Origin of the sequence: Ferrimonas aestuarii, from assembly GCF_005116665.1 — a bacterium.
In the GTDB taxonomy this organism is placed as follows: domain Bacteria; phylum Pseudomonadota; class Gammaproteobacteria; order Enterobacterales; family Shewanellaceae; genus Ferrimonas; species Ferrimonas aestuarii.
This window is the reverse complement of sequence record NZ_SWCJ01000006.1, coordinates 123,952-149,973: the sequence shown is the minus strand read 5'-3', so window position 1 is coordinate 149,973 and position 26,022 is coordinate 123,952. Positions and strand designations below refer to the sequence as shown.

Below are 26,022 nucleotides of genomic sequence, written 5' to 3'. Positions count from 1 at the left end.
CGATTAGGTTTTAGAGGTATCCATGAGCGAAGCTAACCAAGCAATGGGTTTGATGATCGTCCCTCAGGGCGGTGGCAGTCTTGAATCTTATATTCAGGCGGTCAATAGCATCCCAATGCTGTCTGCAGAAGAGGAATATCAGCTTGCGGTTCGATTGCGCCAAACAGGCGACATCGATTCGGCGAAGGCGATGATCATGTCTCACCTGCGGTTCGTCGTTCATGTGGCCAAGAGCTATTCCGGTTATGGATTGCCTCAAGCGGATCTGATTCAAGAGGGCAACATCGGCCTGATGAAGGCGGTGAAGCGCTTCGATCCGGAAGTGGGTGTTCGTTTGGTTTCCTTTGCAGTGCACTGGATCAAAGCGGAAATCCACGAATACGTGCTGAAGAACTGGCGCATTGTTAAGGTGGCCACCACCAAGGCGCAGCGCAAACTGTTCTTTAACCTGCGTAAAGCTAAACAGCGCCTAGGCTGGTTTACTGCCGATGAAGTTTCTACTGTGGCGGAAACCTTGGGCGTGAGTGAATCGGAAGTGCTGGAGATGGAATCTCGTCTCGCGGCTCAAGATGCCGCGTTTGATATTCCTAATGAGCCGGACGACCCTGACGCGAATTTTGCCCCTGCGCACTTCTTAGAAGATCACAGCTCCAACCATGCGGATGAGATTGAGCAGGAAGATCATGAAGCTCAGGCTCGAGATCGCCTTTACTCTGCCATGCGCACCTTGGATGAGCGCAGCCAGGAGATTCTGCGCACCCGCTGGCTTGAAGACAGCAAAGTGACACTGCAGGAGTTGGCTGACAAATATCAGGTGTCGGCAGAACGAATTCGCCAGCTGGAGAAAAACGCCATCAAGAAGCTGAAGCAGTTGATGGACGACTAGGGAAACAAGAGATACGTCTCTGTCCTTAGCATCTAATTTTTCGGGTCGGCTTTGCCGGCCCGAACTGTTTTTAGGAGAGGAATATGGAGTGTCGATTGGGTTGTGGCGCCTGTTGCATCGCACCATCCATCAGTTCGCTGAATAAGCCCGCTGGCGAGCGTTGTCGTCACTTGGACGACAACAACCTGTGCCAAGTCTTTGGTAAGCCGGAGCGGCCTCAGGTGTGCAGTGACTTTAAGGCGTGCGACTGGGTCTGTGGTAACTCCAATGAGTTCGCCATGAGGACTTTAACTGAGCTGGAACAGATAACCCTTAAGCAGGTTTAGCTCTTATAGGGCGGAGCTTAGTTTGTGCAGATAAGCGGTGGCAGGAGCCACCGTTTTTAATCGGGCTCGCTGCTGCTTGGAGAGCAGTGACGACGGCGTGACCAGTTGTATGTCCTTCTGCTTGAGCTTGGGCAATGCCGTTTCCAGGAATGCCAACGTTTCTGGGTAGGGGTGACCAATCAGAATGGCTTTGCCATAACGCCTTGAGATGTCGATGGCCTGTTGTAGTTGCTGTTGCAGATACGCCTCATCAAGTTGATTGTCGAGGAATACATGCCGCTTCAAGCTGGGAATACCGGCATTCTGCGCGGCTTCAAACGCGGTGGACTCCGGTGTAGTGAGGCTGTCGATAAAGTAGAGTTTCTGTTTACTTACCTCGGTCATGACCCTGTCCATCACTTGTCGCTGCTGGGTCAGTTGACTGCCCATGTGATTATTCAGGCCGGTTACAAAAGGGATGTCTGCAAGGGCGCGCTTAATGGTCAGCGCAATCTGCCACTCGTCCATGGACGCGGTAATGGCGCTGGGGCCTAGTTTGTTGCCCGCTTCGGCCACCATTGGTAGGTGCAGCATGATCTCATGGCCTCGACGCCAGCCCTCGATGGCCAATTCGTTACCCCAAGGGGTGTGGGGCAGCACGCTCAAGGTTACCGGTACGGGGAGACTTAATACCCCAACGTCGGTGCGGCGATAGCCCACATCATCAATGATTAGGGCCAATTTCGCCGCATTCACGGTAACGGACAACAAGCTTAAAACCAGTGCTAGTAATGCTTTAGTGGTCGACTCCATCAATCCCTGTCTTGTAATAACCAGTCGTAAGCGGCGTATAGCTGGCTGTCTTTCTGCCAATTTTCTTTAGCCTGTTGAGCGGTCATTATATGGGGCTTTGTGGATTTCTCCACCAACACATTGATGTCAGGGGTAATGCCGACCTTATTGATAAACTCACCACTTGGGGTGGCGTAGCGGGCGGTTGTGAGTTTAATGGCGCCCTGCTCGCTGAGTAGAGGAATCAAACTTTGTACGGTGCCTTTCCCGAAGGATTGTTGTCCCATCAAGGTGGCGCGGTCGTGATCTTTCAGGGCTCCAGCCAGAATTTCTGCCGCTGATGCGCTGCCTTCGTTGATTAGGATCACCACCTCAATATTATCGAATAGCATCGAATCTGAGGCGTAGTAGTCGCTATTGGCGTCCAAAAAGCGTCCGTGCGTTGACACGATCAATCCACTACTCAGGAACATATCAGCAATCTGCACTGCAGAATCAAATAGCCCGCCTGGGTTGTTGCGCAGGTCCAGCACCAATTGTTGATTGCCAAGCGCTTTCATTTGACGAGCAAATTGCGCCACCTGAGTGGCGGTTTGTCGATTGAAACTGGTGATCTGAACGTACGCCACTTGGTTACCCAACTCGAAGAACTGAGCACTGTCGATGGTGATGTTACTTGGCTCCAGCATCACGATGACGGGATCGTCAGTGCTGTTGCGCGATAGAGTAACCTGCAGGGCTTTATCATCTTGGCTGGACGCCTTGATGTAGTGGATGAGTTCATCCAAAGATTCAGGGGTTGCCACGATGTGGTCCACCTGCATCAGGATGTCGCCGGGCATCACGCCGGCTAGGGCGGCGGAACTGTGGGCCAGCGGGGTGATCACTTGAATCTGACCCTCTTCCACACTCACCTCTATGCCGTAGCCATAATAGTGGCCCCGGTTGGCTTCTCTAAGCAGTTCCAAGGTTTGCTCAGAGAGATAGGTTGAGTGAGGATCCAATGAGGTCAGCATCCCCTTAAGGGCTCCCTCAACCATTTTTTGGCGATCCACCGAGTCTACGTAGTAGTACTCAACCAGATCTTGAACCGATGACAGTAGCTGTTGAACTTCCTCGACAGTCGGCGTCGCCACCTCCCTGTGCTCCTTTGCGCTGACAGGCAGCGTCAAAAGGATGCCGACCAGTAAGGCATACACACGCGACATGGCGTTTCCCTCTGGTCATTTTTTTAGGGGCTGTGATTCAGTGTAGTCTAAAGTCAGAGACGTTTTAGGTAAGGACTGGGATTCACAGCGAGCCCCTGATGGCGAATCTCAAAGTATAGACCGCTCTGGGCTAAGCCTCCGGATTTTCCACTTAAGGCGATCACTTCACCCTCTTTGACCGAGTCACCCACGTTTTTCAGCAGGCTTTGCGCCTGCCCATATAGGCTGAGGTATTCTTTGCCGTGGTCGACCACCACCACCATGCCATAGCCACGCAGCCAGTCGGCAAACACCACCTGACCTGGGGCAACGGCTTTCACATCTTGCCCCTCTAATGCGCTGATCACCAAACCATTCCAGCGCAGCTGGCCTTGACGATGGCTGCCAAATTTTTTGCTGATTTTTCCAGATATCGGCCACGCGAGCTTACCCTTGAGCTTGGCCAAGCCGTCCAACTTTAGCGGTTGATTGGCCAATGCGATGAGGGCTTCCTCAATCGCTTGAGACAGCACTTCACTGTCGACTTCAAGTCGACTAAGGCTGCGATTACTTTGGCGCAGTTCGTCTTCAATCTTGGCCAGAGTGCGTTGCCGCTGTTGTTTCTGCTTTTTCAGATCCAGTTGCTGGCGGTCCAATTTAGATTGGGTCTTTTTAAGCTGGTCTCGATGCTCTAGCTGCGCTTGGTGGTTGGCCTCTAAGGCGATTTTGGTGGCTTTGATTGCCTCCATGGCATCGATGCGGGCTTGGTTGAGGTATTGATAATAGGTAAGCAGGCGCTGTTTATCGGCACTGTCTTGATTTAGCAGTAGTTGACCTACTTCGCCTTTGCCTGAGATCCAAGAGGCTTTGATCTGGGCTGCCAACTGCTGCTGCTGGCCTTGGTAGGTTTGCTCTAAGGCGTTTTGTTGTTTGGTCAGTTGTGCCAGATCCGCATTCAAGCCGTTGAGCTTGGTGAGGTTGGCTTTGATGGCTGCGGCCTGTTTGCTAATGGCGCGCTCATCCTGTTTTAACTTTTGAGTGGTGTTGTTGCGGCTGCTGCGCTGTTTAATCAGCTCGGCTTGCTTTTCGGCAATCTCCCGCTGCAACTGCTTAAGTTGTTGCTGTTGTTTGTCTACCTCCTCCTGACTGGCAGAAGCAGGTAAACAAAATAGGCCTGCCACAACAAGGGCAGGCCAGATGCGTCGCCATGGCGTCGTCATGATTACGATTAGCCTTTCAGCTGCATGATCGGCGTACCGGTCATCTCTTGCGGGATCTCAAGACCCATCAAGTGCAGCATAGTCGGTGCTACGTCAGACAGACGGCCACCACTGCGCACGTCGGCATCGCGACCCACGTAAATGAATGGCACAGGTTCGCTGGTGTGGGCAGTGTGTGCTTGACCCGTAGCCGCGTTCTTCATCTGTTCGGCGTTGCCGTGGTCGGCAGTGATCAGGCACTCGCCACCGGCGTTTTTGATCGCTTCCACTACTCGGCCGATGCAGCTATCAACGGCTTCACAGGCTTTCACTGCGGCATTGAAATCACCGGAGTGGCCAACCATGTCACCATTCGGGTAGTTGCAGATAATGGCATCAAAATCGCCGTTTTCGATGGCGTTGATCAGCTTATCGGTCAGCTCGGTGCTGCTCATCTCCGGTTGTAGGTCGTAGGTGGCTACGTTTGGAGACTTAATCAGAATGCGCTCTTCGCCTTCAAATGGGGTTTCTACGCCGCCATTGAAGAAGAAGGTAACGTGAGCGTACTTCTCAGTTTCTGAGATGCGCAGCTGTTTTTTGCCTTGAGATGCCATCAGTTCGCCGAAGGTGTTCTTCAGAGAAGCCGGTGGGAAGGCGCAGCTGGTTTTGATGTCTGCGGCGTATTCGGTCAGCATCACGAAGTCAGCCAGTTTCGGGGCTTTCTCTTTTTCAAAACCGTTGAAGTCGGCATCGACGAAGGCGCGAGTCAGCTGGCGGGCACGGTCGGCACGGAAGTTCATGAACACCACCGCGTCGCCATCATTGATGGCACCGTTTTCGGTGGTGGCGCTGGCGGCAACAAATTCGTCGTTCAGGTCGTTGTCGTAGCTGGCTTGCAGCGCATCGGTGGCGGAGCTAAAGCGCGCTTCAGATTTGCCTTGGGTCAGCAGGTCGTAAGCGGTCTGAACTCGATCCCAACGGTTGTCGCGATCCATGGCGTAGTAACGACCTACGATGGAGGCGATGGCACCGCAATTGAGCTCGGCAAACAGCGCGTCGAATCGCACTAGAGAATCGTGAGCACTGCGAGGTGGCGTATCGCGGCCATCAAGGAAGGCGTGCAGATAAACGGTGGCGCCTTTGCTGGCGGCCAGTCGCACTGCGGCTTCGATGTGGTCTTCGTGGCTGTGCACACCACCGGGAGACAACAGGCCCATCAGGTGCACGGCACCGCCGTTGGCAACGGCTTTGTCGATGGCACTCACCAGCGCTGGGTTATGGTTGAACTCGCCGTCTTCGATGGCTTTACCGATACGGGTCAGTTCTTGATAAACGATGCGTCCTGCACCTAGGTTAATGTGGCCTACTTCAGAGTTACCCATCTGACCGTCGGGCAAGCCAACGTCTTTACCCGATCCGGAGATCAGGGTGGAAGGGTACTCGCTAAAGAGGCGGTCCATGTTAGGGGTGTTGGCGCGGCTGATTGCGTTATCGTCGGCGTCAACACGGTGGCCCCATCCATCAAGGATTAGAAGGGCAAGGGGAGCTTTACGCTTAGTCATGGAGGTTCCTTGCGGCCTGATAAACAGGCTTTTGAGAAAAATACTGCAACCAGTTTACAACGTATCCATTTTTTTTTGCCAGTTCGTAATGAGAATCCCTATTAAGGAGTCGTGTGTTGGCCACAAAATCAGGGGTATGTTGCCTTTCTTTGCGGTTAAAACGGGGTATACTGGCGATTTTCAGCCCGACTGACTTTAAATAAACTAGGCGAATACATGCAGGAATATATCGATTTTCTTAGCCGTCACCCAATGTTGAGTGCCGCGTGGGTGGGTCTGTTGGCCGCCGTGGTGTTTATGACGGTTAAATCCCTGTTCTCTAAAGTGAAAAACATACCTGCTGCGGAAGCGGTTCGTATGATCAACAAAGAGGACGCGGTGGTTGTAGACGTTCGTGGTGATGACGAATTCCGCAAAGGTCACATCGCTAACGCCATCCACCTGCCGTTATCAGAAATTAAAAATAATGAGCTGTCTGCCCTTGAAAAGCACAAAGACGCTCCCATTATAGTTGTGTGTAACGCTGGCATGAGCTCCGTACAAGCGGCGCAAATGTTGGTTTCAGCGGGCTTTGGACACGTTTTCAGCTTGCAAGGTGGCATGACCGACTGGAAAGCTGCTAACTTGCTGGTAGTGCGCAAAAAGCGCTAAAGCGTAAGCTTTGGGTCGCGCAATCACAAAATTGAAAGGCAAAGGACTGGCAACAGGCAACAGGCGCGACCGCCGACTATCGCCTAAGGTACTGGACGCCGAGAACGATAAAACAAACTTTTTTTAGGATTAGACAAAATGGCAGAAGCAGAGAACAACGCAGCAGCAAACGAGCAGCAAGCGGCACCACAATTCCAAATTCAGCGCGTATACACCAAAGACGTGTCTTTCGAGACTCCTAACTCTCCAGCCATCTTCCAGAAAGAGTGGAAGCCAGAAGTTAAGCTGGACCTGGACACTCGCAGCAACAAGCTGGCTGACGACGTTTACGAAGTGGTTCTGAACATCACCGTAACCACCAAAGTTGAAGACGAAGTGGCGTTCCTGTGCGAAGTACAGCAAGCGGGTATCTTCTCCATTGCTAACCTGCCTGAGCCACAGCTGGCCCACGCTCTGGGTGCTGGCTGCCCGAACATCCTGTTCCCATACGCTCGCGAAGCGATCGCTAGCCAAGTAAACCGTGGTACTTTCCCTCCACTGAACCTGGCTCCAGTTAACTTCGACGCGATGTTTGCTCAGTACATGCAGCAGCGCGCCCAAGAAGCTGGTGAGCAAGCTGAAGCCTAATTAGGAGCTTTCAGTTGACTGAACAAGCCGCAGTAACGGTTTTAGGGGCGGGGTCGTATGGCACCGCCCTTGCTATTTCTCTGGCCCGCAATGGTCACCGCACCATTATGTGGGGGCACCTGCCTGACCACATGGCCAAGTTGCAGCAGGAGCGTCGTAATGAGGAGTTTCTCCCAGGCGTCGATTTCCCCGAGCAATTGGAAGTAGAAGCCGATCTTGAAACCGCCCTTAAAGCCAGCCGCAACGTGTTGGTGGTGGTACCTAGTCATGTATTCGCTCTGGTGCTTAAACAAGCTCAGCCACTGCTGCGTGATGACGCGCGAGTGGTGTGGGCCACCAAAGGATTAGAGCCGGAATCGGGTCGTTTGCTGCAGGATGTCGCTCGCGAAATCCTCGGCGAAAAGATGCCGCTGGCGGTGATGTCGGGTCCGACATTTGCCAAAGAGATGGCGGCAGGTTTGCCCACCGCAATCTCCCTAGCGTCTACCGACGATGAGTTTGCCGAAGACATGGCCAACCTGATGCACTGTGGCACTTGGCTGCGTGTGTATCGCAATACCGACTTCATTGGTATGCAGCTCGGTGGTGCCGTGAAGAACGTCATCGCCATTGGCGCTGGCATGTCTGATGGCATCGGTTTTGGTGCCAATGCTCGTACCGCCTTGATCACTCGAGGTTTGGTGGAGCTGTGCCGCTTAGGTTGTGCTCTGGGTGCCGATAAGAACACCTTCATGGGCATGGCCGGTCTGGGCGATCTGGTATTGACCTGTACCGACAACCAATCCCGTAACCGCCGTTTTGGTTTGGCTTTAGGCCAAGGCAAAGACGTCGATACCGCCATGACCGAAATTGGTCAGGTGGTCGAAGGCTACCGCAACACCAAAGAGGTGTTTATGTTGGCTCAGCGCGTTGGGGTTGAGATGCCGATTACCGAACAGCTTTATCAAGTGCTGTATCAAGGTAAGCCGGTAAAAGAGGTGGCGAAACAATTGCTGTCTCGAGACCCTAAGTCGGAGTAAAATAGCACCGCAGGTTATGATAGAGGGATGCCATGGGCATCCCTTTTTGTTTTCGAGTAGTGGGATAGAGTAATGAGTTTGCAGACCGACGTATTGGTGATTGGCGCAGGTGCCGCAGGATTGATGACTGCCGCCACTGCCGCCGCCCGAGGCCGCAAAGTGATGGTGATTGATCACGCCAAGCAGGCGGGCAAGAAGATCCTCATCAGTGGTGGCGGTCGTTGCAACTTCACTAACCTCTATGTTGAGCCTGCTAACTATCTGTGTAGCAACAAACATTTCGTGAAATCCGCATTGGCGCAGTACACCCAGTGGGATTTTATCGACATGGTGATGCGCCATGGCATTGAGTATCACGAGCGGGATCATGGCCAGCTGTTCTGTAACGACAGTGCCAAAGAGATCGTTGCTATGTTGCTCAAAGAGTGCGACAACGGCCAGGTGCAGATCCGCCTGCGCACCGAGATTGACTCGGTCAGCCAATCCGACGGCGGTTTTAGCGTTGCCACCAGCATCGGCCGCATTCAGGCTGAATCTCTGGTGGTGGCCACCGGCGGGTTGTCGATGCCGAAACTGGGCGCTACCCCATACGGCTACAAGCTGGCGGAGCAGTTCGGCCTCAAGCTAAAACCCACCCGTGCCGGCCTGGTGCCTTTTACCCTGCAGCCGCAAGAGAAGCAGCATTTCGAGCCGCTCTCCGGCATCAGTTTGACCACCAGCATTGCCGCTAATCGTGGCCCAAGCTTTACCGAACAGCTGCTGATCACCCACCGTGGCGTGTCTGGCCCTTCAGTACTGCAAGCGTCTAACTATCGCCAGCCAGGCGAAGGGGTCACCATCGACCTGTTGCCATCGGTAGATGTGGCTGACGCTCTGGCGGAGGCTCGCCAATCCAACCCCAAACGCCAACTGCAAACTTGGCTGTCAGAGCACTTCCCAGCGCGTCTGGCGGAAGCGCTGATCGCCTATCACGGTTGGCAAAATCAGGCCTTGGGTCAGCTGAATAAAGCCACACTGGAAGCGATTCCCAGTGCCATTAATGCATGGCAGCTAAAACCGGCTGGGGATGAAGGCTACCGCACCGCCGAAGTTACCCTTGGCGGAGTGGATACTGACGAGCTCTCTTCCAAGACCATGGAGTGCAAATCGGTACCCGGGCTCTATTTCGTTGGCGAAGTGATGGACGTGACCGGTTGGCTCGGCGGCTTTAATTTCCAGTGGGCGTGGGCGTCAGGATTCGTTGCTGGGCAGAATGCGTAAATAATTCTTATTCATAACTAATGATCTAACTCATTGTTTTTAAAGATTGTCGCTGTATGTTAATTGTCAGCTCGATCGTTAAGGTGGTCGGGCTCTGAAATGATTTGCTTGAGAACCCTCTGGAGTGTTCGAGCATTGTGAGCGATTAATCGAGCCTGCGATATGAATCCATTGCCCTATTTACAACAGATGACCCTCAAGCGAGACCAAGTTAGCTCTTTTGATGTCTATCCGTTTTCTATTCCTGCGATCAAAACCCTTGATAGGGTTGAGTTTGCAAAAGAGGTAACCATTTTTGTTGGTGAGAATGGCAGTGGTAAATCCACCCTATTGGAAGCGATAGCCGTCGGCTTGGGTTTCAACGCCGAAGGGGGAACCAAAAATTTTAATTTTGGTACCCGACATACCCATTCTGAGTTGAACCAGTTTTTGCGGATGTCGAAGTCTTATAAGCGATATCGAGATGGTTTCTTTCTGAGAGCAGAGAGCTTCTACAATGTGGCGACAAACATCGATGAACTCGATGAGGACCCTTATGCTGGGCCGCTGATTAAAGACTCCTACGGTGGGAAATCCTTGCACCATCAGTCACACGGTGAGTCTTTCCTTTCACTGATGATTAAGCGCTTTGGTGGGCAAGGCCTCTATATCCTCGACGAGCCTGAAGCGGCCTTATCCCCAACAAGGCAGTTAGCAGTGCTGAGCCGAATGTCGCAGCTCATCAATCAACAATCGCAGTTTATTATCGCTACCCATTCCCCAATCTTGATGGCGTACCCAGGCGCGTTGATTTATCAGATCAGCACGAGTGGGATTGAGCCAATCAAATACGAAGACACCGAACACTACCAAATTACCAAGGCCTTTTTGAATAATCCCGGCCCCATGCTTAATGAGCTGATGGAATAGCGCCTCTGCGCCATAGCCCTGCATTGGTCTGCTGCTGAATTTGGCTCATCGCTTTGACACCTTTGTTGAGTTATAAAACTCCTTTATAATCAGTGAATAACGCTATAGGTGGGTGGTAGATGAGCGACATCTGGTTTCAAACATTTAAAAAGATTAAAGGCGATAGCAGCTTTGCTGAGCAGCGTGAAGCGCTCGAGCAGCTGTTATCTGAAGGTGGTGATGTTAACGCCTGTGACAAGCAGGGGCGCACGGCGTTGGCGGTGGTGCTGAGCAAGCCGACTCCCAGTGCCAGAGCCATTGAGTGGTTGCTGAATCAGGGGGCGGATCCGCAGCTATGCCGCTATGACGACATCAGACTGGAGCTTACCGAGCTGTATCCGGCGGCCACCGACAGTTCGGCTCAGTTATTAGAAAAACAGTATCGAGCCGCACCTTATCTGCTGCTGATGCAGGCTCATGAGCGGCAATATGGCTGCGAAGAGGGAGTGGCTGGTGCTGAGTATTGGCAAGGCAAGTTTCATCAGGCGCTGAGCCAACGTCGCTCCATCGATGCCCTCAAGGGGCTGTTACCACAGCTTGGCAGTGGTTTTGCCATCAATGGTCAGCCGTTGCTGCAGCCGTGGCAGAGTCATTGGGGCGGTGAGCCCTACCTGCCTCAGCTTTCATTGCCCGCCGAGCTTGAGGCTCACCCCAGCAAAGTGCTGCTGTTGCAGTTGAACTTCGATGAGCTCAACCACAGTGCCCTGTCTCACCCGCTGCCCACCAGCGGTCTATTGCAGGTCTATGTGACGCCGCCGAGCGACGAAGACGATGAACCACACTTGGGCTCACCGTTGGCGCTGTTCTGGCCGCAACTGCCCATGGATCAAACCGGTTGGCTGTTGATGCCGTCTCGGAAGTTATGCAGTGGCTGGCTAAGGACAGAGGTGTCCGGACAAGCCCTAAAGTGGCAGGGCTATCGACAGCTGCCCCAAGTGGTGGATGCACAGGCGTTGCAGCGCCTCCCTGAGTTGCTAACGCCAACCACTGAAGCCATGGAGGCTGAGCGAGACAGCTATAACTTCGGTTTGCTGCCGCAATTGGGTGACTATCATCGGCCATTTCTGCCTGAGGGGCGGGTGGCATTGCTGCACCTAATGCACCGTGATCATGGCAGCTCACTGCTGAGTCTGCCGCTGGACGCCCTAGATGGCGATGGCACCGATTGGAGTCAGCTGCAATATCACTATTGCGACGACTGAGTCGCCCTACCTAGAGGAGGCAGGTGCACCGCGGTTTGAGCTAACCGCGGTGCGCCTTGCTGACGTTTTTAGGCCTCTAACTTCCCTATTCGTAAGGCACCGTTTTGAAATTTCCTAATCTCCTTTGGGCTCTTCTGGCGTTGAGTTTGCTGATCAGTGGCTGCGCTTCCGTGGTTGAGCAGCAGCAAGCACTGGATGATCGACTTACCGAGTTTCAGCGGTTGCCGACGAAAACCGACGCTCAGCGTCTGCAGATGAAACAGGAGCTCGCCGCCGCTCGCCACCGCAGTCCATGGGCAAATTTGGTATTAGCCTCATTTTACGACAGCGACTCCGCCTCTCCCGAGGAGCAGGAGAAGCTGCTGCCTCTGTATGAGCTGGCCATTAAGGATAAGCCCTATCCGAAAGCGGTGGCTCGTCTGGCCTATCTGCATCTAGAAGGAGAGCTTCCCCACGCCGATAGCGCCAAGGGTTATCACTATCTGCGCATGGCCGCCAATCTCAACAACGAATGGGCCCAGCTGAAGATGGTGGATCTGTGGGTTTTGGGTGAGCCCAGCATTAATCTGCCAGCACTGCCTAAGGTTGCGTCACTGTACCTTCCTGAAGACCACTTGGATGTGCAGGCGTGGCATTGCCTAAACACCTACGCTTATCGGTTGTCGAAGACCTGCGTCGAGGCGTTTGTGGATGCAGAGAAAGAGGGCGAGCTTTCGCCCTACGGTGCCATTGGGTTGGGGTTGGCTTATGCCCATGGTTGGACGGTAGCCAAAGACCTCAAGCAGGCGGAACGTCTGTTTCGCCGAGTTACTCAGCGCGGGGTAACCGAAGCCGATGTGCATCTGGCTGAGTTGTACTTGAGTTCAGATTCCAAAGCGCAGCAGGCTCAAGGGGAGGCGCTCCTAAAAAACGCCAGCTCGGAGCTTCCGGCGTGGCGAGCCTATGCCGAGACCCTGCTGGCGGAGCACTACTATCAACAGGGCCGGTATGACGACGCGCTGGAGATCGCCTTGAATACTGAGCCCTCTGCCGAGATCAATTATCAGCTGTATCAGCATTACCTCCTCGGCCGAGGTACCGACAAGGATCGGCAGCAGGCCAATCATTATCTGCAGTTGGCGGCCTATTCCGGTCATCCTCAGGGGATGTATGACCTGTACCTTGATGCACCTTTAGAACCGTCTGAACGAGTTCGACTCATGCGGATGTCGGCAACTCAAGGTTGCGTGGATGCCATGGTATGGATGGCACAGCATAGCCAAAATCGGGGTGATTCTGAGGCTCAGCGGTTATGGCAAAAGGAGGCGGCGATTGGCGGTCATGTGCCATCTCAGCTGGCGGTAGCCCAGAGTTTGGCGTTGGATCCTCAGCAACGTAAGTATGCTTATCCCTGGTATCAGCGTGCGGCGCAACAGGGCAGCCAGCCAGCGCAGAGCTGGTTAAAACACAACTCGGTTAATGCGCCAAAGCGCAAATCGGGGCGCTTACTTCAAGATGGTTCTTTTATTTTGCCTGAGCACCATGTGTTGCTGCCTGAAGGCAATGACATCTACCTCCAGGGCAACATCGATAAAGTGTGGCCGACCCACTGTGGCTGGGTGATTCAGCGGAAGTTTGGCGATGCTGCGGTGGTGGTGAACGAGCAAAAGCGCAACTGCATTCCCAGTGATCTTGAGTTGATGCAGCTGATGGACAATGGCGCGGTTGAGGTGGTTCACAATCATGGGGCGACGGCCGCGCTCTTGGGTAATGGTCAGTTGATCAGTTGGGGCTCTCGGCTAATGGGTGGCTATCTGATTGAAGAGGCCAACTGGCATGATGAGCAGGCGGCTGACTGGCCTAGCTTGCTCAAGATCTACCATCATCTGCAACGGGGTGTGGTGACCATTAGCGCAACGGAGTCGGCGCTGCAGGCACTGACCAATGATGGAGAGATCTGGCAATGGGGGCGAAACGGCGTTGCTTATCAAGTGCCGGGCGAATATCGCCAGCTTATCGGCGGCCACACCACCGTGGATGCCTGCGGGGTGACCACACAGGGCGGCCTAAACTGCTGGGGAGAGTTTGCACCAACCCAGATCACCCAAGTGGTAGACAGCGGAGTGAAGGTGGCAGCGTCAGTTCCTTACATGAGCGGTGGCTACGGCTTTGGCTTATTGGCATTGTTTGAGGGTGAGCAGCAAGGGCAACTTGGCGCTTGGAACGTCTATTATGGCGACATTAAGCGCGATCAGCAGCTGATGGCAAAATCTGAGCTGCGTGGTCACCACTGGCGTTCCCTGAAGGCTGAGCCAGCGGACAGCCTGTCGTTGTTTGCGGAGCGCGATGACGGGGTGAAAATTCGCTTTTACTATCCAGGCAGGTATCTGACTGGCAGTTATCGGATCGAGTCCAACTAGGGCAAACATCGCAAACATGGGCTGCAGCAGCCAAGTTCCCCTAGCCGCTTAAGCCGCCCCCCAGTGCCCGATACAGGCTGATGTGAGCCAGCAGTTGGTCCCGCTGCAGTTGGCTTAACGCCAACTGGGCGCTGAATAACTGCCGCTGGGCATCCATGAGATCCAGCGATGTGGCTACGCCATTTTTGTACCTGAGCCGAGCCAGACGCACGTATTCTTGAGACGCGTTGACCAACTCCTGCTGGGCTTCCATGGCGGTTTGAGCTCGGCGTACACCGGCAAGGGCATCGCTGACCTCGGTGTAGGCGGTAAGTACCGTATCGCGGTAGGCCAATTGTGCTTGCTTGAGCGTTTCAGCAGCGATGCGCTTTTGTGCATTGAGTTTGCCAGCATTAAACAGTGGCTGCGTGAGGCCGCCAACGAGGCTCCAAGTTACCCCTTCACTGTCGAGTACGTCCGAAAGCGTGTTGCTCTCAAAACCGTATTTTCCGCTGATGGTAAAATTGGGCAGCAGCGCCGCTTCTGCCACGCCAAGAGACGCGTTGGCGGCGATCAGCTGCTGTTCGGCGATGGCGACGTCGGGTCGCTGACTGAGTAGATCCGAAGGCACGCCAATTTCCAGCGCCTGAGGCACCCCAAGGGCACTCAGTCCTTGAGGCAATTGGTATTGGGTTTGCAGTTCATAACTGCCTAAAAGCCGCTTTAGTTGGTTCTGTTTTTGGTGGCGATCGAAGTCCAGCTCGGGCAAGGTGGTGCGAGCCGATTGATACTCTACCTCGGCCTGACGAACCTCTAAGCCGGAGATCATGCCGTTTTGTTTTCGAAGTTTGGCCAGCTTCACCTCCTCAAGCCGTAATCTGGCGGTCTCCTCCGAGATGCGATAGCGCTGCTCAATGTCCAGCCATTCATAGTAGCGGCTGGCAACGTCACTGATGAGGCTTAAGGTAGACAGATTCAACTGCTGTTCGCTGCTGAGCCGCTGAGCGTAACTGGCTTCGCTGCGGCGGCGATTGGCTCCCCACAGATCAATCTCCCAGCTCATCATGCCATCCAGATTGAAGGTATCGGAGATCTCCGGATCGCTGTTGGTTAAGCCACTTTCACTGTCTCGTTCTGCATTGAGCCCTAGGCTAAATTCTGGGTAGAGCGCGGCGTCGGTGACCGTGGTTTGTTCTCTGGCCGCCACCAATCGCGAGCGAGCTTGCTCAAGGCTTAAGTTGTCTTGCAGGGCCTTGTCGATCAATTGCTGCAACTGAGGGTCAAGGAAGAACTGACGCCAAGGTAAGGTGCCTAGATGTAATTCGGTGCCTGGGGTGGCATCGAAGTGCTCCGGCAGCGGCAGTTGAGGTCGCTGATACTCGGGGCCAACGGCACAGCCGCTAAGAGCCACAATAAGGGTTAGGGGCAACAGTCTCATGGGCGTGCCTCCTCGGTGGATTCTTCGGTAGCAGTTGCGGGCTGGTTGCGGGAGCGCAGCCAACCGGCGCAGGTGACAAAGAACAGGGGCACCAGCACGATGCCAATGCTGGTTGCCAGAATCATACCGCCAAGAATGGGGATGGCGATGGATTGACGGCTGACCGCGCCAGGACCAGTGGACAGCACCAAGGGCAAGACCCCGAGTATGAAGGCCATGGAGGTCATTAAAATTGGCCTGAATCGTAGCGCCGCCGCTTCCAGCGCCGCGTCGATGCGAGAGCGCCCCTGTTGGTGCAGTTGATTGGCAAACTCCACAATCAGGATGGAGTTCTTGGCGGCCATGCCGATGAGGGCGATAAAGGCGATTTGGAAGAACAGGTTGCTCTCCATGCCGCTGATCATGGTGGCTGATGCCGCTCCCAACATGGCGACGGGGGCGATCAGCAGCACCGCCACTGGCATGGTCCAACTTTCATAAAGTGCCGCGAGGAACAGGAACACAAACACCAGGGCAAGGGTGACCGCGATGCCTGTTTGGTTGGCGGATTGCACCTCCTGATAGGTCAGGCCACTCCACTCGTAGCGGAAGGTGTTGGGCAGCAAAGGCTTGGCGACGCGCTCGATGGCTTTGATCACATCGCCGGTGGCGTACCCCGGTGCTGGAGTGACGTTGATGGAGGCGCTGGAGAACATGTTGTAGTGGGTTACCGCCGCTGGGCCAACACTGTAGTCATATTTGGCCAACACGCCGATGGGCACCATGGCTCCGCTGCTCGAGCGCACGTAAAAGTCTTTGATCTGATCCGGGAACTGGCGGTATTCCTGCTCCGCTTGGATCTTGACTCGATACACCCGGCCAAACAGGTTGAAGTCGTTGACCGTGGAGGAGTCGGTGAAGGTTTTGATGGTGCTGTAGATGTCGGATACTGTAACGCCGATGGCCATCGCCTTGGCCTCATCCACCGACAGCCGCAACTGCGGGATCGCTGATTGCAGGGACAGTCCTGCGCGGGCGACTTCTGGCTGGCGCTTGAGTTGTTCCACCAACTCTTTGGCGTTTTCGATTAGCCCTTCAAAGTTGTTGCCTGAGGTGTCTTGCAGCTCCATCTCCACGCCGGAGCCGTTGCCCAAGCCGGGCACTGCCGACGGCAGATACAGGCTAAATTCCGCCTCCAACACCTGATGCAGGTCGTTTTGGATCTGGTGCATCACCTTCTTGACCGTGTCCCCTTGAGTCTTGCGCTGCTCCCAAGGGGTGAGGATCACCTCAAATTGACCGTTGGCTTGGTTGGAGCCGGAGCGGCGGTTCTCCCCCGCGAGGGTAAAGGAGTAGGCGACCGCTGGGTGAGCCATCACATGCTGCTCGGCCTTTTTTAGCACCTCTTGGGTACGATTGACCGTAGAGCCATCTGGCAGAGTCATGTCGATGAAAAAGCGCCCTTGGTCCTCATCGGGCATGAAGCTGGCGGGCAGCTGATTCATGATGAGGTACACACCGCCCACCATGATGGCAAAGGCCAGATAGCTGCGTTTGGCGTTGGACTGAGTCAGGCCAACTAGGGCGACATAGCGGTTGGTGGCGTTGTCCAGCACTCGGTTTATCCAGCGGAATAGGGCGTTGGGTTTGGCTTCCTCATTGGTGAGCAAGATGGCGCACAGGGCGGGGCTTAAGGTCAGAGCCACTAGGGTCGAGAGTAGCACCGACACAGTGATCGCCACCGCAAACTCTCGATACATGATGCCGGTGATGCCAGCGAGGAAAGACACGGGCACGAATACCGCCGCCAGAACTAAGCTGGTGGCTATCAGGGCACCGGAGAGCTCTTTCATGGCCGCTCGGGTAGCTGCTGGAGCGCTGAGTCCTTGCTCTTTCATCAGCCGTTCCACGTTTTCCACAACCACAATGGCGTCATCCACCACGATGCCGATGGCCAGCACCAGAGCCAGTAAGCTGACGGTGTTGATGGTAAAGCCAAAGGCCAACATCGCCGCCAAGGTGCCAACCAGAGACACGGGCACGGCAATGGCCGGAATCAGGGTGGCGCGCCAGTTCTGCAGAAACAGATAGACCACCGCCACAACCAGAATCAGGGCTTCCACTAGGGTTTTGACCACTTCATCGATGGAGTCTTCGATAAATTCCGAGGCGTCGTAGAACACCTGCCACTGCACGCCCGCAGGGAATTTGGTGGCCAGCTCTGCCATGGTCTCCTTGACCTTCTGAGTCACCTCAAGTGCATTGGCGCCGGGCAGCAGGTACACCTGAACAATGGTGGCGTTGGCGCCATTAAGCTGAGACTGCAGGGTGTAAGCGGAGGAACCCAGTTCGATGCGAGCGATGTCTCGCAGCCGGATCAGGGAACCATTGGCATCGGCGCGGACGATGATTTCATTGAACTGCTGCACGCTGGAGAGGCGTCCTGCGGCGGTGATCGGCAGTGTCAGTGACAGCTGGTCACTGTTGGGTTGGGTGCCGATGGTGCCTGCTGGGCTCTCTTTGTTTTGTGCCTTGATGGCGCCGATCACATCCGAGGTGGTTAGGCCGTAGCCAGCCATCATGTCCGGCTTTAGCCAGATGCGCATGGAGTAGCTGCGGGAGCCGGTATTTCGGGTGCGACCCACCCCAGGGATTCGTTTCAGGGCTGAGGTGATGTTGATGGTGGCGTAGTTACTGAGGTAGATCTCATCGAAGCGTTCATCGTCGGAGGTCAGCGCCAGCTTTAACAGCTCTACCGAGGCTTCTTTGGAGACCGATACTCCTTCGGTTTGCACGTCGATGGGCAGGCTACCAAAGGCCTGCTGGCTGGCATTTTGTACGTCAACCGCAGCCAGATCTGGACTGGTGCCCACATCAAAGGTGATGGTGACATTGGTGCTGCCGGAGTTGGTGCTCTTCGAGCTCATGTAGATCATGTTCGGCACCCCGTTGACCTCCTGCTCCAGCGGCGTTGCCACCGACTCGGCCGCAGTCACCGACGTTGCGCCGGGATAGGAGGCGGAGATCTTCACCTGAGGTGGGGTGATGTAGGGGTATTGATCGATGGGCAGTTGGAACATGGCCACCACCCCAAGCAATACGATGACGATGGAGATGACGCTGGCAAATATCGGCCGATTAACGAAGAACTGAGCCATCACTCTTGCTCCTGTGCCTGTTGTTGCTCAATCTGCTGCTGTTCCAGCGCCTGGGCTTTCTCTTTGGCGTCCTCTTTGGACTGATACTCTTCGGCGGTTAGGGGTTGGGCTAGCTGGCCATGCTGCACTCGGTGCATGCCCTCCACGATTACCAACTCGCCGGCGCGAAGGCCGCTTTTCACTACCACGCCCTCTTGCCCTTGATGCTCAATCACAATGAAGCGTCGCTCCACCTTGTTGTCTGGTAGCACCACCATGACGTAAACCCCACCCTGATCCACTCGAGTGGCCTTTTGCGGGATAACGATGGCGTTCTCCAATTCGGAGAGCTTGATGCGGGCGTTGGTGTATTGCCCAGGTAGCAGCTCTCGATCTGGGTTGGGCAACACTGCTCGCACTTCGAAGGTGCCGGTGTCTGGATTCACCGAGGGGTCGGTAAAGCTGACGTCGCCCCAGTAGCGATATTCGCTGCCATCGGGCAGAGTGATCTGCACGAAACCTTCCACGGTTTTGCCTTCGGTCTCCGCCTCTCGCTTGGCACGTTCACTGGTGATGCGGCGGCGTGCGTTAAGGTAATCCAGCGCCGACATATTGAAGTTAACGTAGATGGGATCCACTTGGCGCACCCGCGTCAATAAAGATTGCCCTTGGCTACCGACGAGCGCGCCGATGTCGACTTCTGAGCGGCTAACAAGGCCGTTAATGGGGGAGAGTATTTTGGTGTAGCTTAGCTCCAGCTGCGCTTCTTCTAGATCCGCCTTGGATGCGGCCAGATTAGACTTGGCTTGAGACAAAGACGACAGGGCGTTGTCGTAGTCCAGTTGGCTGGCGGCGTCTTGCTCATACAGGGGCCGCAGACGGTCCACGTCTCGTTGGGCTTTCTCTAGGATGCTGCGTTGGGACGCCAGTTTGGCCTTAAGTCGATTGACCACCACCAGATAGGGTTTGTCGTCGATCTGGTAGAGGGGATCCCCCGCTTTGACGGCGCTGCCTTCCACAAAGATGCGTTCCTCCACGAAGCCGTTGACTCTAGCCCTGACCTCCACGTCCAAAGAGGCCCGGGTGACACCAACGTAATTGCCATACAGGGGAACGGTGGCGGTCTGCACCTGTTCCACCACCACCAGCTTGGGCTCGATGGTGGTTTGAGGTTCTTGGCAGCCAAATAGGGTGAGAGCAGCGAGGGAGATCAGCATCAGAGAACGGGAAGAGCGAGTGGCCATCATTGCATCCTGCAAATGTCGAGTTTTGAGGAATCACCAGCAATCGCTGGTGATTTTATGATCACTATACTAGAGCTTAAGCACTTATTATTTCAATGGTTATTCAGGGTTTCTGATGATTGTGACTGGGGCGTTATGGTGGGATTTTCAGTGTAGTTCAAACGAACGTGGTTTCTTCGCTTGCGGTCGTGGTGGCACAAAAAAGGGAGCGCTAGGCGCTCCCTCTGGGTGTGCTGGTTAACCTTGGTGATTACCAGATCTCTTCCAATAGCTGCTCTTTTAGCTGTTCGGCTTTGGCAATGTCTTCGCCAGACATCAGCAGTTTCAGTTTGATGATTTCACGACCAGCATCCTCATCGCCGTACTCATCAGCCACATAGAACCAAGCCAGAGCGCTGATTTTGTCCTTTTCAACACCGTGGCCCTTGAGGTAGGAGAGCGCCATCATGTATTGGCTGTACGCATCCCCTTGGCCTGCGGCTTCGGTGAAGTAGTTGAAGCTACGGTTGTAATCAGATTTTGATAGGCCGCAGGCTTTCTTGTAGCGATTGGAGTAGAAGATGTCCCCCATTTTTGCGTTGGACAGCGCGTGGTTTTCTTCGTTGATGGCGGTTGTGAACAGCTCCATCGCCTTCGGGCAGCTCTTGTCTACACCTTCACCGTTTAGGTAGGCCACGCCAAGGTTGTAAGCGGCACTGACGTCGCCGAGAGCGGCCGCCTGACCAAACCAATAAGCGGATTTTTCATAGCTCTGTTTGATGCCATCGCCATTGTCGTAGGAGAACGCCAGTTGGTACATGGCGTCACTGCTGCCGCCTTTGGCCGCTTGCAGATAGTATTGAGTGCCTTTCTCCATGTCCGCCTCAGTGCCTTCGCCGTCGAAGTACATCACCCCAAGGCTATAAAGGACGTAGGGATCTTGGCCCGCTTCGGCTTTGTGATACCAAGCCAAAGACAGATCATATTCGTCGTTGTCGTAGTAGGCGTCGGCGAGGGCCACCATCGCCTCTTGATCGCCAGTTTCCGCAACTTGCTTTAGGTATTGATAGCCGCGATCGGTGTTTTCTTGGTACATGGACTGGTATATCAGCAGATCGGAGGCGGCTTTCAGCACCTCGGCGTCATCGCTGGTTTCGGCGGTTTTGAGTAGGGTTAGCTCCTCATCCTCAAAAATCTCAATGGACAGATCGTACGCCCAGCTTGGTGCCGACAGCAGCATTGCGGTGGTGAGCAAAACCGTATTGCTTAGGTATTTCATTGATACTCCGGTTTGGTGTGGTAACGGGGTGTCGTTCAGCCCAAGGCTGACGAAGCGTTACCGTGACTGAACGGCATTTGCGACGATTTGTAGCAAAAGTGCGTGTATTAACTAAATAATTTTCAGTCACTTGTGATATTTGACCGGCGCATTGTGCCACAACATGGTGGCATACGGCAGTGCACAGTGAGGGGAATGCATTCTTTGTTGTTGAGATCGAAACAAGCCGCAGTGATGCGGCTTTATTGTTTTGGCGGTTAGCCTTCAACCTGAATGTGGTTGAGGATGTAGTCGGTGGAGTAGATCCGAGTTTGGCTGGTTTTCGATTGCTCTTTAAGGCCAGTCACTTCGACCATCAATGAGGTCTGTTTCTCGATGCTGCTGGTGCCAAATAGGAAATCTTTGTCGATGTCAGTTCCAATTCCCGTTTGGCCAACGGAATCTCGGTCGACCCGCTCACTGGTGAAGGTGAAGTAGGGGTAACCTGCCTGCTGGCACAGCTCCGCCGATTTAAACAGCACGTAACGGCGTGCCAGTGCTCGGTCGGTGGCATTATTACCCACGAAGCTAATCTGCCAACTGTCGGGGGCGATCTGTACGGTGTCGAAGCCTTCACCAAAGGTCCAAAATGACTTTTCGGTGTCGTAAGAGGTGGCACAAGCACTGATCAGTAGCGCCAATCCCAAGCTCAGTGTCAGCTGCATCAAGCGTTTCATGATGGTCTCCTGTATCCAATTAGAAGCTGTAGGTTACGCCCAAAGAGGTGGCCCACTGGTTCTTACTGTCGATAAGTGGTGAGTCACCCATTTCACTGCCCAGTCGGGTGTAAGCTGCGCTATGGACCACATCCAGATGCTTGGTTACTGGCACGACCATCTGATACCCAGCGTGGTAACTGAAGTCACCGTCGCCTCGATAGGCTGGGCGGCCTTTAACGGCTTCCGACGCTTTAACGCCGGTGTAGTAGTTGACGTAATCCTTGCTGGCGTAATGCACTCCAGCGAAAGGCACGAGGTCGCCAAACCCGAGAGACACTGGGTGGAAGTAGGTCAGGTCTGCTTGATAACCTTTATATTTACCGGTGACATCGTGCTGAAATTTGGTGCTCAGGGTGCCATTTGCTAGGTGCAGGTCGGCGTTGATACCCAAATCGGCGCTGATGTCTCGGTCATCCATCCCTTTTAGGATGTCGGCATCATCGGAGTCGATCCCCGGGTTGGCAACGGCAAACACACTAAAATTCAGGGCGCTGTCGTTGTTACCGAAGAAGCGGTAGTTGATGCCGGATAGGTCGGCGTTGAAGTCGTCACCGTGGTAGCCACCATTTAAGTAAGCTGCGGTTTGGTGATCCTGTCCTTTGTAGAATTTGCTGCCAGTTACCACGCCCGCACCAGCAAAATACTGGCCTTGATGGCTGTAGATGTTGCCGTTGCGGATGTAGGTATCACCGTCGGCAAAAGCGTGGCCAGAGAGAAGCGCGGCGGTAGCTAAAAGTGCAATCTGTTTCATGTGAATTCCTCAGGTGGTTAACTGTGTGTTGGATCTCACTTTATCCACCCGCGGAACTGAACTCTGTATCCGAATGTATCCTAGCGTAGGATGTTTCTGATTTGTGAGTAGAATAGTCACTATCGATTCGGTTGTTGTAACCGAAATGGAGCAGTTAGGATCGCCGGATCCGGTGGGGGAATATGAGCGGCAGCAGAACAATACAGGCGCTGTTATTGGCGACTTCAATGACGATACCGAGTGCCTTCGCTGGTGACATTGTGGAAAGTGTTGCTGGTGGCGCAGCGCACAGTGGAGACGGCGGTTACTTTGAGTTAGGCGCTTCACTAAGTTACCTGGGGTCGAGTTCGGACGTCCGTTTGGAGGACGAAGACAGCCTGATCCCGTCGCTGCTGATCAGCGGTGTGTATCAATACAAGGGACTGTTTGCCGAGATGATCCATCAGTCTCAAGATGGCATCAATCTGGGGTTCAATTTCTGGAATTCAGAAAACTGGTCGCTGGACCTGTTGGCCGCCAATTTGATGGGATCCTACAGCCGCCTCGATGGTGTCGACCCGTCTCAATTGGATGAATTTGAGCGCAACCTCTATCTGCTTTCCGAAGAGGACTCGCTCTACGTTGGGGCCGGCATTCGCGCTACCCGTTACTGGGATAACCAGTATGTGTTGCAGCTGCGCCTGATGACCGACTACTACGATGACCAAGGGGTGTTTGGCTCTGCCCGTCTGGGCAAATCTTGGCAGGTGAGAAACTGGAACTTTCATATCTTGGGCAGCGTTGAGTATGCCTCGGCGACCCTGAATCAGCACCTTTATGGTGTCAGTCGCGAGGAAGCCACCACACTCTTTCCCGAATACAAGCCGGACGCCTCTTTGAGTTTTGGTGTTGAGGTGGGGGCGGCGTACCCCATCACTCAGAACCTGGTATTCCGTGGCTTTTATCGCTTCTGGTCGATACCCGGTGAAGTCAGTGACAGCCCGTTTGTGGTTGATGATCACAGCTCCATGGCGAGCGTTTCCATCAGCTACGTGTTTTAGGGGGCGATGATGACATTATTCATTCGCTCCCTATGGGGCACGCTATTACTGCTGACCATGAATGCTCAGGCCACCGAGACACAGGTGCACTTTACCGCGACTCCGGAACGCTGTATCGCCCTACACAAAGGCCAGATCTGCTATCAGGACGTGGAGTTCAGCTGGAAAACGCCAGAACGGGGGCGCTATTGCCTGATGCAGGCTCAAGATCGCCAGCAACTGCTGTGTTGGGATGGCCGCAATCGACAGCGCTACCTGCTGGCTTTTGAAGGGGATAAAACCACCCGCTACAGTTTGATCCGTGAGGGAGAAAACTCGCCGCTGGCGGAGGTGAAAGTTGAGGTGACCTGGGTGTATAAGGCGCCTCGGCAAAGTCGTTCTGGCTGGAGATTATTCTGATGAGCAATCATATTCTGGTGGTTGAGGATGATCACTCGCTAGCTGAGTGGATCAGTGACTACCTGATTGAGCACGGCTACAGCGTCTCGGTGGCCTCTCAGGGAGATTATGCCTTGACCATGATTGCGGAAGAGACGCCGGATCTGGTGCTGCTGGATGTGATGATGCCGGTAAAAGATGGCTTCGAAGTTTGCCGTGAGGCTCGTCAGTTCTATCAAGGCCCGGTGCTGTTCATGACCGCATGCAGTGAAGAGGGCGACGAGATCATGGGGCTGGATGTGGGGGCCGATGACTACCTGACCAAGCCTGTTCGCCCCAAGGTGTTGTTGGCTCGCATCAAAGCGCTGCTGCGCCGCACCAGTGATGCGCCTGCCAAAGAGCTGTTAAAGTTCGATCAACTGGAGCTGGATGCGGTGGCCAAAGTGGTTACGGTGTCTGGGGAAAAGGTGGATCTTCACGATAATGAATTTGATCTGCTGTGGCTGCTGGCCAGTCGTGCCGGTGAAGTGGTTAGCCGTGAAGAGCTGACCCAGAAATTACGTGGCATCGAGTACGACGGTTTGGATCGGTCTATCGACATCCGCGCATCTCGTCTACGTCGTCGGTTGCAGGAAGCACCGCCCCAGCCATACATCATCAAAACGGTTCGCGGCAAAGGTTATCTCTTCTGTGAGGAGCAGGCGTGAAGCGATTAACCCTGTCGCTGTTGCTGGTGGTGTTAGTCGCCATCGCTGGTTTGGGTTGGTCGATCAGTGAGTTGGCATCGGTTTATTCACAGGATCAAGATCGGCCGACTTCGGCAGCGCAACTGGCGGCGGTGAAGCGTTTAGGGGAGTCGTTGGCTCGAGCGCTGGATGACGATTTACAGCAGTCGCAACTCACGGCTGTCAGTTGGAATCGGCACAATCCTGAGCAGTTGTCATTCACCGAACTCAAGGCATTTGCGCTACCACCAAGTCTCGAGCCGGGGTTTCTGGCGGGGGAGCCTTTGGTGCTGGAGTCTGATGAGGGGATCTCGCTTCATTATCACCTTCCCCATACCCAACGGGTGCTGAGCATCAGTACGGGTCTGCAATTCCCTGAACAGGAGAGCGGCGTTGATCAGCTGTTTACCGTGCTGTTTTATGCGGGCATTGTACTGATTTTGCTGTTGTGGGTTTCGCCTCTGATTCGCAGCTTGGTGAACCTCAGTAGAGTGGCTCAGGCGTTTGGTATGGGTCAATTGGAGCAGCGGGTAAGCCCAGGACGGATCTCCTACATTGCCCCCATTGAGCAGGAATTTAACCGCATGGCGGACCGAATTCAGCAGCTTTTGGAAGACAATAAGTTGCTCAGTCGGGCGGTTTCTCACGATCTCAAAACGCCCATCGCTCGGCTTAGATTTGGCCTAGAAGCCTTAGAAGAGGTGCAGAGTGACAGCCAGCGCCAGCGTTATCTGCAGCGGCTGGGCAGAGATCTGGATGCCATGGAGGAGTTGGTGGCGTTGCTGCTGCAATACGCGCGCTTGGATGAAGCCAATATTACTCCAGACTGGCAAAAGGTCAGTCTTGTTCAGTTGGTTGAGCAGTGTGTGGCCGAGCATCAAGATACGGAGATGACGATTCGGTTCGAGGCGTCATGCCGCGATCGAGAGGTGTTGGCGGATCCTCGTTATCTGAAGATGCAGGTCAACAATTTGCTAAGTAACGCCCTACGGTTTGGTCGACAGCAAGTGGTGCTTTCCACCTCTAACGCTGACCAACGCCTGTGGTTGCATGTGGATGATGATGGCGACGGAATCGATGAGGCCGAGCGAACCAAAGTGCTTAAGCCCTTCGTGCGTGGCCGTCAGAGTCGAGGCAATGCGGGGCATGGAATGGGCTTAGCCATTGTCGCTCGCATTGCTCAGTGGATGGACACGCCGCTGGAGATTGGCCAAGCGCCACAGCTCCATGGCGCTCGGTTGTCGTTGGGGTTAAAACCGGCCTCTTAATTCGGCGGCCCTGTGACGATGATGAGATTC

General features: G+C 54.4%; 23 protein-coding genes. 13 read left to right on the top strand and 10 right to left on the bottom strand.

Annotated features, from left to right (window positions below; all coding sequences use genetic code 11):
- Positions 1 to 22: 22 nt before the first annotated feature.
- Positions 23 to 886 (top strand): RNA polymerase sigma factor RpoH, encoded by an 864-nt coding sequence (rpoH, locus tag FCL42_RS10820; protein ID WP_136863432.1) that lies wholly within the window; start codon positions 23 to 25, stop codon positions 884 to 886.
- Positions 887 to 969: 83 nt separating this feature from the next.
- Complete coding sequence (locus FCL42_RS10815; protein ID WP_136863431.1) at positions 970 to 1,212, top strand: YkgJ family cysteine cluster protein; 243 nt, start codon at positions 970 to 972, stop codon at positions 1,210 to 1,212.
- Positions 1,213 to 1,215: 3 nt separating this feature from the next.
- Here FCL42_RS10815 and FCL42_RS10810 read toward each other — a convergent pair whose 3' ends face one another.
- The 4 genes from FCL42_RS10810 to gpmM are packed head-to-tail and all read right to left on the bottom strand — an operon-like array spanning position 1,216 to position 5,931.
- Entirely contained in the window at positions 1,216 to 2,004 is a 789-nt protein-coding gene (locus FCL42_RS10810; protein WP_136863430.1) for a divergent polysaccharide deacetylase family protein, read from the bottom strand.
- Positions 2,004 to 3,191, bottom strand: a complete 1,188-nt coding sequence (locus FCL42_RS10805) for a S41 family peptidase (RefSeq protein ID WP_136863429.1) — start codon at positions 3,189 to 3,191, stop codon at positions 2,004 to 2,006. The genes FCL42_RS10810 and FCL42_RS10805 overlap by 1 nt, the downstream gene beginning before the upstream one ends.
- 53 nt (positions 3,192 to 3,244) lie before the next feature.
- Positions 3,245 to 4,390 (bottom strand): murein hydrolase activator EnvC family protein, encoded by a 1,146-nt coding sequence (locus FCL42_RS10800; protein ID WP_136863428.1) that lies wholly within the window; start codon positions 4,388 to 4,390, stop codon positions 3,245 to 3,247.
- Between the two features lie 8 nt (positions 4,391 to 4,398).
- Positions 4,399 to 5,931, bottom strand: coding sequence for a 2,3-bisphosphoglycerate-independent phosphoglycerate mutase (gene gpmM, locus FCL42_RS10795; protein ID WP_136863427.1), 1,533 nt, complete (start codon positions 5,929 to 5,931; stop codon positions 4,399 to 4,401).
- Positions 5,932 to 6,147: 216 nt separating this feature from the next.
- Between gpmM and FCL42_RS10790 the strand changes: the two genes are divergently transcribed.
- The 7 genes from FCL42_RS10790 to FCL42_RS10760 all read left to right on the top strand — a co-directional run bounded on the left by FCL42_RS10790 (position 6,148) and on the right by FCL42_RS10760 (position 14,037).
- Positions 6,148 to 6,582, top strand: a complete 435-nt coding sequence (locus tag FCL42_RS10790; protein WP_136863426.1) for a rhodanese-like domain-containing protein — start codon at positions 6,148 to 6,150, stop codon at positions 6,580 to 6,582.
- Positions 6,583 to 6,720: 138 nt separating this feature from the next.
- Entirely contained in the window at positions 6,721 to 7,209 is a 489-nt protein-coding gene (gene secB, locus FCL42_RS10785) for a protein-export chaperone SecB (protein ID WP_136863425.1), read from the top strand.
- A gap of 14 nt (positions 7,210 to 7,223) precedes the next feature.
- Positions 7,224 to 8,228 (top strand): NAD(P)H-dependent glycerol-3-phosphate dehydrogenase, encoded by a 1,005-nt coding sequence (gene gpsA, locus FCL42_RS10780; protein ID WP_136863424.1) that lies wholly within the window; start codon positions 7,224 to 7,226, stop codon positions 8,226 to 8,228.
- Positions 8,229 to 8,300: 72 nt separating this feature from the next.
- Positions 8,301 to 9,488: a BaiN/RdsA family NAD(P)/FAD-dependent oxidoreductase gene (locus tag FCL42_RS10775; protein ID WP_136863423.1), complete on the top strand. Its 1,188-nt coding sequence runs from the start codon at positions 8,301 to 8,303 to the stop codon at positions 9,486 to 9,488.
- 162 nt (positions 9,489 to 9,650) lie between these two features.
- A complete protein-coding gene (locus tag FCL42_RS10770) occupies positions 9,651 to 10,397 on the top strand; it encodes an AAA family ATPase (RefSeq protein ID WP_136863422.1) in 747 nt (248 codons plus the stop codon).
- Between the two features lie 119 nt (positions 10,398 to 10,516).
- Positions 10,517 to 11,638 carry a DUF1963 domain-containing protein gene (locus tag FCL42_RS10765; protein WP_136863421.1) on the top strand — a complete coding sequence of 374 codons (1,122 nt, stop codon included), beginning with the start codon at positions 10,517 to 10,519 and terminating at the stop codon, positions 11,636 to 11,638.
- Between the two features lie 104 nt (positions 11,639 to 11,742).
- On the top strand, positions 11,743 to 14,037 hold the full coding sequence (locus FCL42_RS10760; protein ID WP_136863420.1) for an SEL1-like repeat protein: 2,295 nt from the start codon (positions 11,743 to 11,745) through the stop codon (positions 14,035 to 14,037).
- A 40-nt stretch (positions 14,038 to 14,077) separates the two neighbouring features.
- Here FCL42_RS10760 and FCL42_RS10755 read toward each other — a convergent pair whose 3' ends face one another.
- The 6 genes from FCL42_RS10755 to ompV form a co-directional block, all read right to left on the bottom strand.
- The gene (locus tag FCL42_RS10755) at positions 14,078 to 15,454 is read right to left on the bottom strand and encodes an efflux transporter outer membrane subunit (protein WP_136863419.1); all 1,377 of its coding nucleotides are present in this window, start codon (positions 15,452 to 15,454) and stop codon (positions 14,078 to 14,080) included.
- Complete coding sequence (locus tag FCL42_RS10750; protein ID WP_136863418.1) at positions 15,451 to 18,591, bottom strand: efflux RND transporter permease subunit; 3,141 nt, start codon at positions 18,589 to 18,591, stop codon at positions 15,451 to 15,453. Before FCL42_RS10750 ends, FCL42_RS10755 begins: the two co-directional genes overlap by 4 nt.
- Positions 18,591 to 19,814, bottom strand: a complete 1,224-nt coding sequence (locus FCL42_RS10745; protein ID WP_229359840.1) for an efflux RND transporter periplasmic adaptor subunit — start codon at positions 19,812 to 19,814, stop codon at positions 18,591 to 18,593. The genes FCL42_RS10750 and FCL42_RS10745 overlap by 1 nt, the downstream gene beginning before the upstream one ends.
- A gap of 250 nt (positions 19,815 to 20,064) precedes the next feature.
- Positions 20,065 to 21,072 (bottom strand): tetratricopeptide repeat protein, encoded by a 1,008-nt coding sequence (locus FCL42_RS10740; RefSeq protein WP_136863416.1) that lies wholly within the window; start codon positions 21,070 to 21,072, stop codon positions 20,065 to 20,067.
- 257 nt (positions 21,073 to 21,329) lie between these two features.
- The gene (locus FCL42_RS10735) at positions 21,330 to 21,788 is read right to left on the bottom strand and encodes a CC0125/CC1285 family lipoprotein (RefSeq protein WP_136863415.1); all 459 of its coding nucleotides are present in this window, start codon (positions 21,786 to 21,788) and stop codon (positions 21,330 to 21,332) included.
- Positions 21,789 to 21,807: 19 nt separating this feature from the next.
- Positions 21,808 to 22,581 carry an outer membrane protein OmpV gene (ompV, locus tag FCL42_RS10730; protein ID WP_136863414.1) on the bottom strand — a complete coding sequence of 258 codons (774 nt, stop codon included), beginning with the start codon at positions 22,579 to 22,581 and terminating at the stop codon, positions 21,808 to 21,810.
- Positions 22,582 to 22,808: 227 nt separating this feature from the next.
- Between ompV and FCL42_RS10725 the strand changes: the two genes are divergently transcribed.
- From FCL42_RS10725 to FCL42_RS10710, 4 genes are read left to right on the top strand one after another with little or no spacing between them, the layout of a single operon-like run.
- Positions 22,809 to 23,621 carry a MipA/OmpV family protein gene (locus FCL42_RS10725; protein ID WP_229359839.1) on the top strand — a complete coding sequence of 271 codons (813 nt, stop codon included), beginning with the start codon at positions 22,809 to 22,811 and terminating at the stop codon, positions 23,619 to 23,621.
- A 9-nt stretch (positions 23,622 to 23,630) separates the two neighbouring features.
- Positions 23,631 to 24,020, top strand: a complete 390-nt coding sequence (locus FCL42_RS10720; RefSeq protein WP_229359838.1) for a DUF3019 domain-containing protein — start codon at positions 23,631 to 23,633, stop codon at positions 24,018 to 24,020.
- Positions 24,020 to 24,706 (top strand): response regulator, encoded by a 687-nt coding sequence (locus FCL42_RS10715; RefSeq protein ID WP_205729257.1) that lies wholly within the window; start codon positions 24,020 to 24,022, stop codon positions 24,704 to 24,706. The genes FCL42_RS10720 and FCL42_RS10715 overlap by 1 nt, the downstream gene beginning before the upstream one ends.
- Positions 24,703 to 25,992 carry an ATP-binding protein gene (locus FCL42_RS10710; RefSeq protein ID WP_136863410.1) on the top strand — a complete coding sequence of 430 codons (1,290 nt, stop codon included), beginning with the start codon at positions 24,703 to 24,705 and terminating at the stop codon, positions 25,990 to 25,992. Before FCL42_RS10715 ends, FCL42_RS10710 begins: the two co-directional genes overlap by 4 nt.
- Positions 25,993 to 26,022 lie beyond the last annotated feature (30 nt).

Coding starts and splice junctions, on each gene's coding strand:
- rpoH (WP_136863432.1), top strand. CDS start 23: ATGAGCGAAGCTAACCAAGCAATGGGTTTGATGATCGTCCCTCAGGGC.
- FCL42_RS10815 (WP_136863431.1), top strand. CDS start 970: ATGGAGTGTCGATTGGGTTGTGGCGCCTGTTGCATCGCACCATCCATC.
- FCL42_RS10810 (WP_136863430.1), bottom strand. CDS start 2,004: ATGGAGTCGACCACTAAAGCATTACTAGCACTGGTTTTAAGCTTGTTG.
- FCL42_RS10805 (WP_136863429.1), bottom strand. CDS start 3,191: ATGTCGCGTGTGTATGCCTTACTGGTCGGCATCCTTTTGACGCTGCCT.
- FCL42_RS10800 (WP_136863428.1), bottom strand. CDS start 4,390: ATGACGACGCCATGGCGACGCATCTGGCCTGCCCTTGTTGTGGCAGGC.
- gpmM (WP_136863427.1), bottom strand. CDS start 5,931: ATGACTAAGCGTAAAGCTCCCCTTGCCCTTCTAATCCTTGATGGATGG.
- FCL42_RS10790 (WP_136863426.1), top strand. CDS start 6,148: ATGCAGGAATATATCGATTTTCTTAGCCGTCACCCAATGTTGAGTGCC.
- secB (WP_136863425.1), top strand. CDS start 6,721: ATGGCAGAAGCAGAGAACAACGCAGCAGCAAACGAGCAGCAAGCGGCA.
- FCL42_RS10775 (WP_136863423.1), top strand. CDS start 8,301: ATGAGTTTGCAGACCGACGTATTGGTGATTGGCGCAGGTGCCGCAGGA.
- FCL42_RS10770 (WP_136863422.1), top strand. CDS start 9,651: ATGAATCCATTGCCCTATTTACAACAGATGACCCTCAAGCGAGACCAA.
- FCL42_RS10765 (WP_136863421.1), top strand. CDS start 10,517: ATGAGCGACATCTGGTTTCAAACATTTAAAAAGATTAAAGGCGATAGC.
- FCL42_RS10755 (WP_136863419.1), bottom strand. CDS start 15,454: ATGAGACTGTTGCCCCTAACCCTTATTGTGGCTCTTAGCGGCTGTGCC.
- FCL42_RS10750 (WP_136863418.1), bottom strand. CDS start 18,591: ATGGCTCAGTTCTTCGTTAATCGGCCGATATTTGCCAGCGTCATCTCC.
- FCL42_RS10745 (WP_229359840.1), bottom strand. CDS start 19,814: ATGGCCACTCGCTCTTCCCGTTCTCTGATGCTGATCTCCCTCGCTGCT.
- FCL42_RS10740 (WP_136863416.1), bottom strand. CDS start 21,072: ATGAAATACCTAAGCAATACGGTTTTGCTCACCACCGCAATGCTGCTG.
- FCL42_RS10735 (WP_136863415.1), bottom strand. CDS start 21,788: ATGAAACGCTTGATGCAGCTGACACTGAGCTTGGGATTGGCGCTACTG.
- ompV (WP_136863414.1), bottom strand. CDS start 22,581: ATGAAACAGATTGCACTTTTAGCTACCGCCGCGCTTCTCTCTGGCCAC.
- FCL42_RS10725 (WP_229359839.1), top strand. CDS start 22,809: ATGACGATACCGAGTGCCTTCGCTGGTGACATTGTGGAAAGTGTTGCT.
- FCL42_RS10720 (WP_229359838.1), top strand. CDS start 23,631: ATGACATTATTCATTCGCTCCCTATGGGGCACGCTATTACTGCTGACC.
- FCL42_RS10715 (WP_205729257.1), top strand. CDS start 24,020: ATGAGCAATCATATTCTGGTGGTTGAGGATGATCACTCGCTAGCTGAG.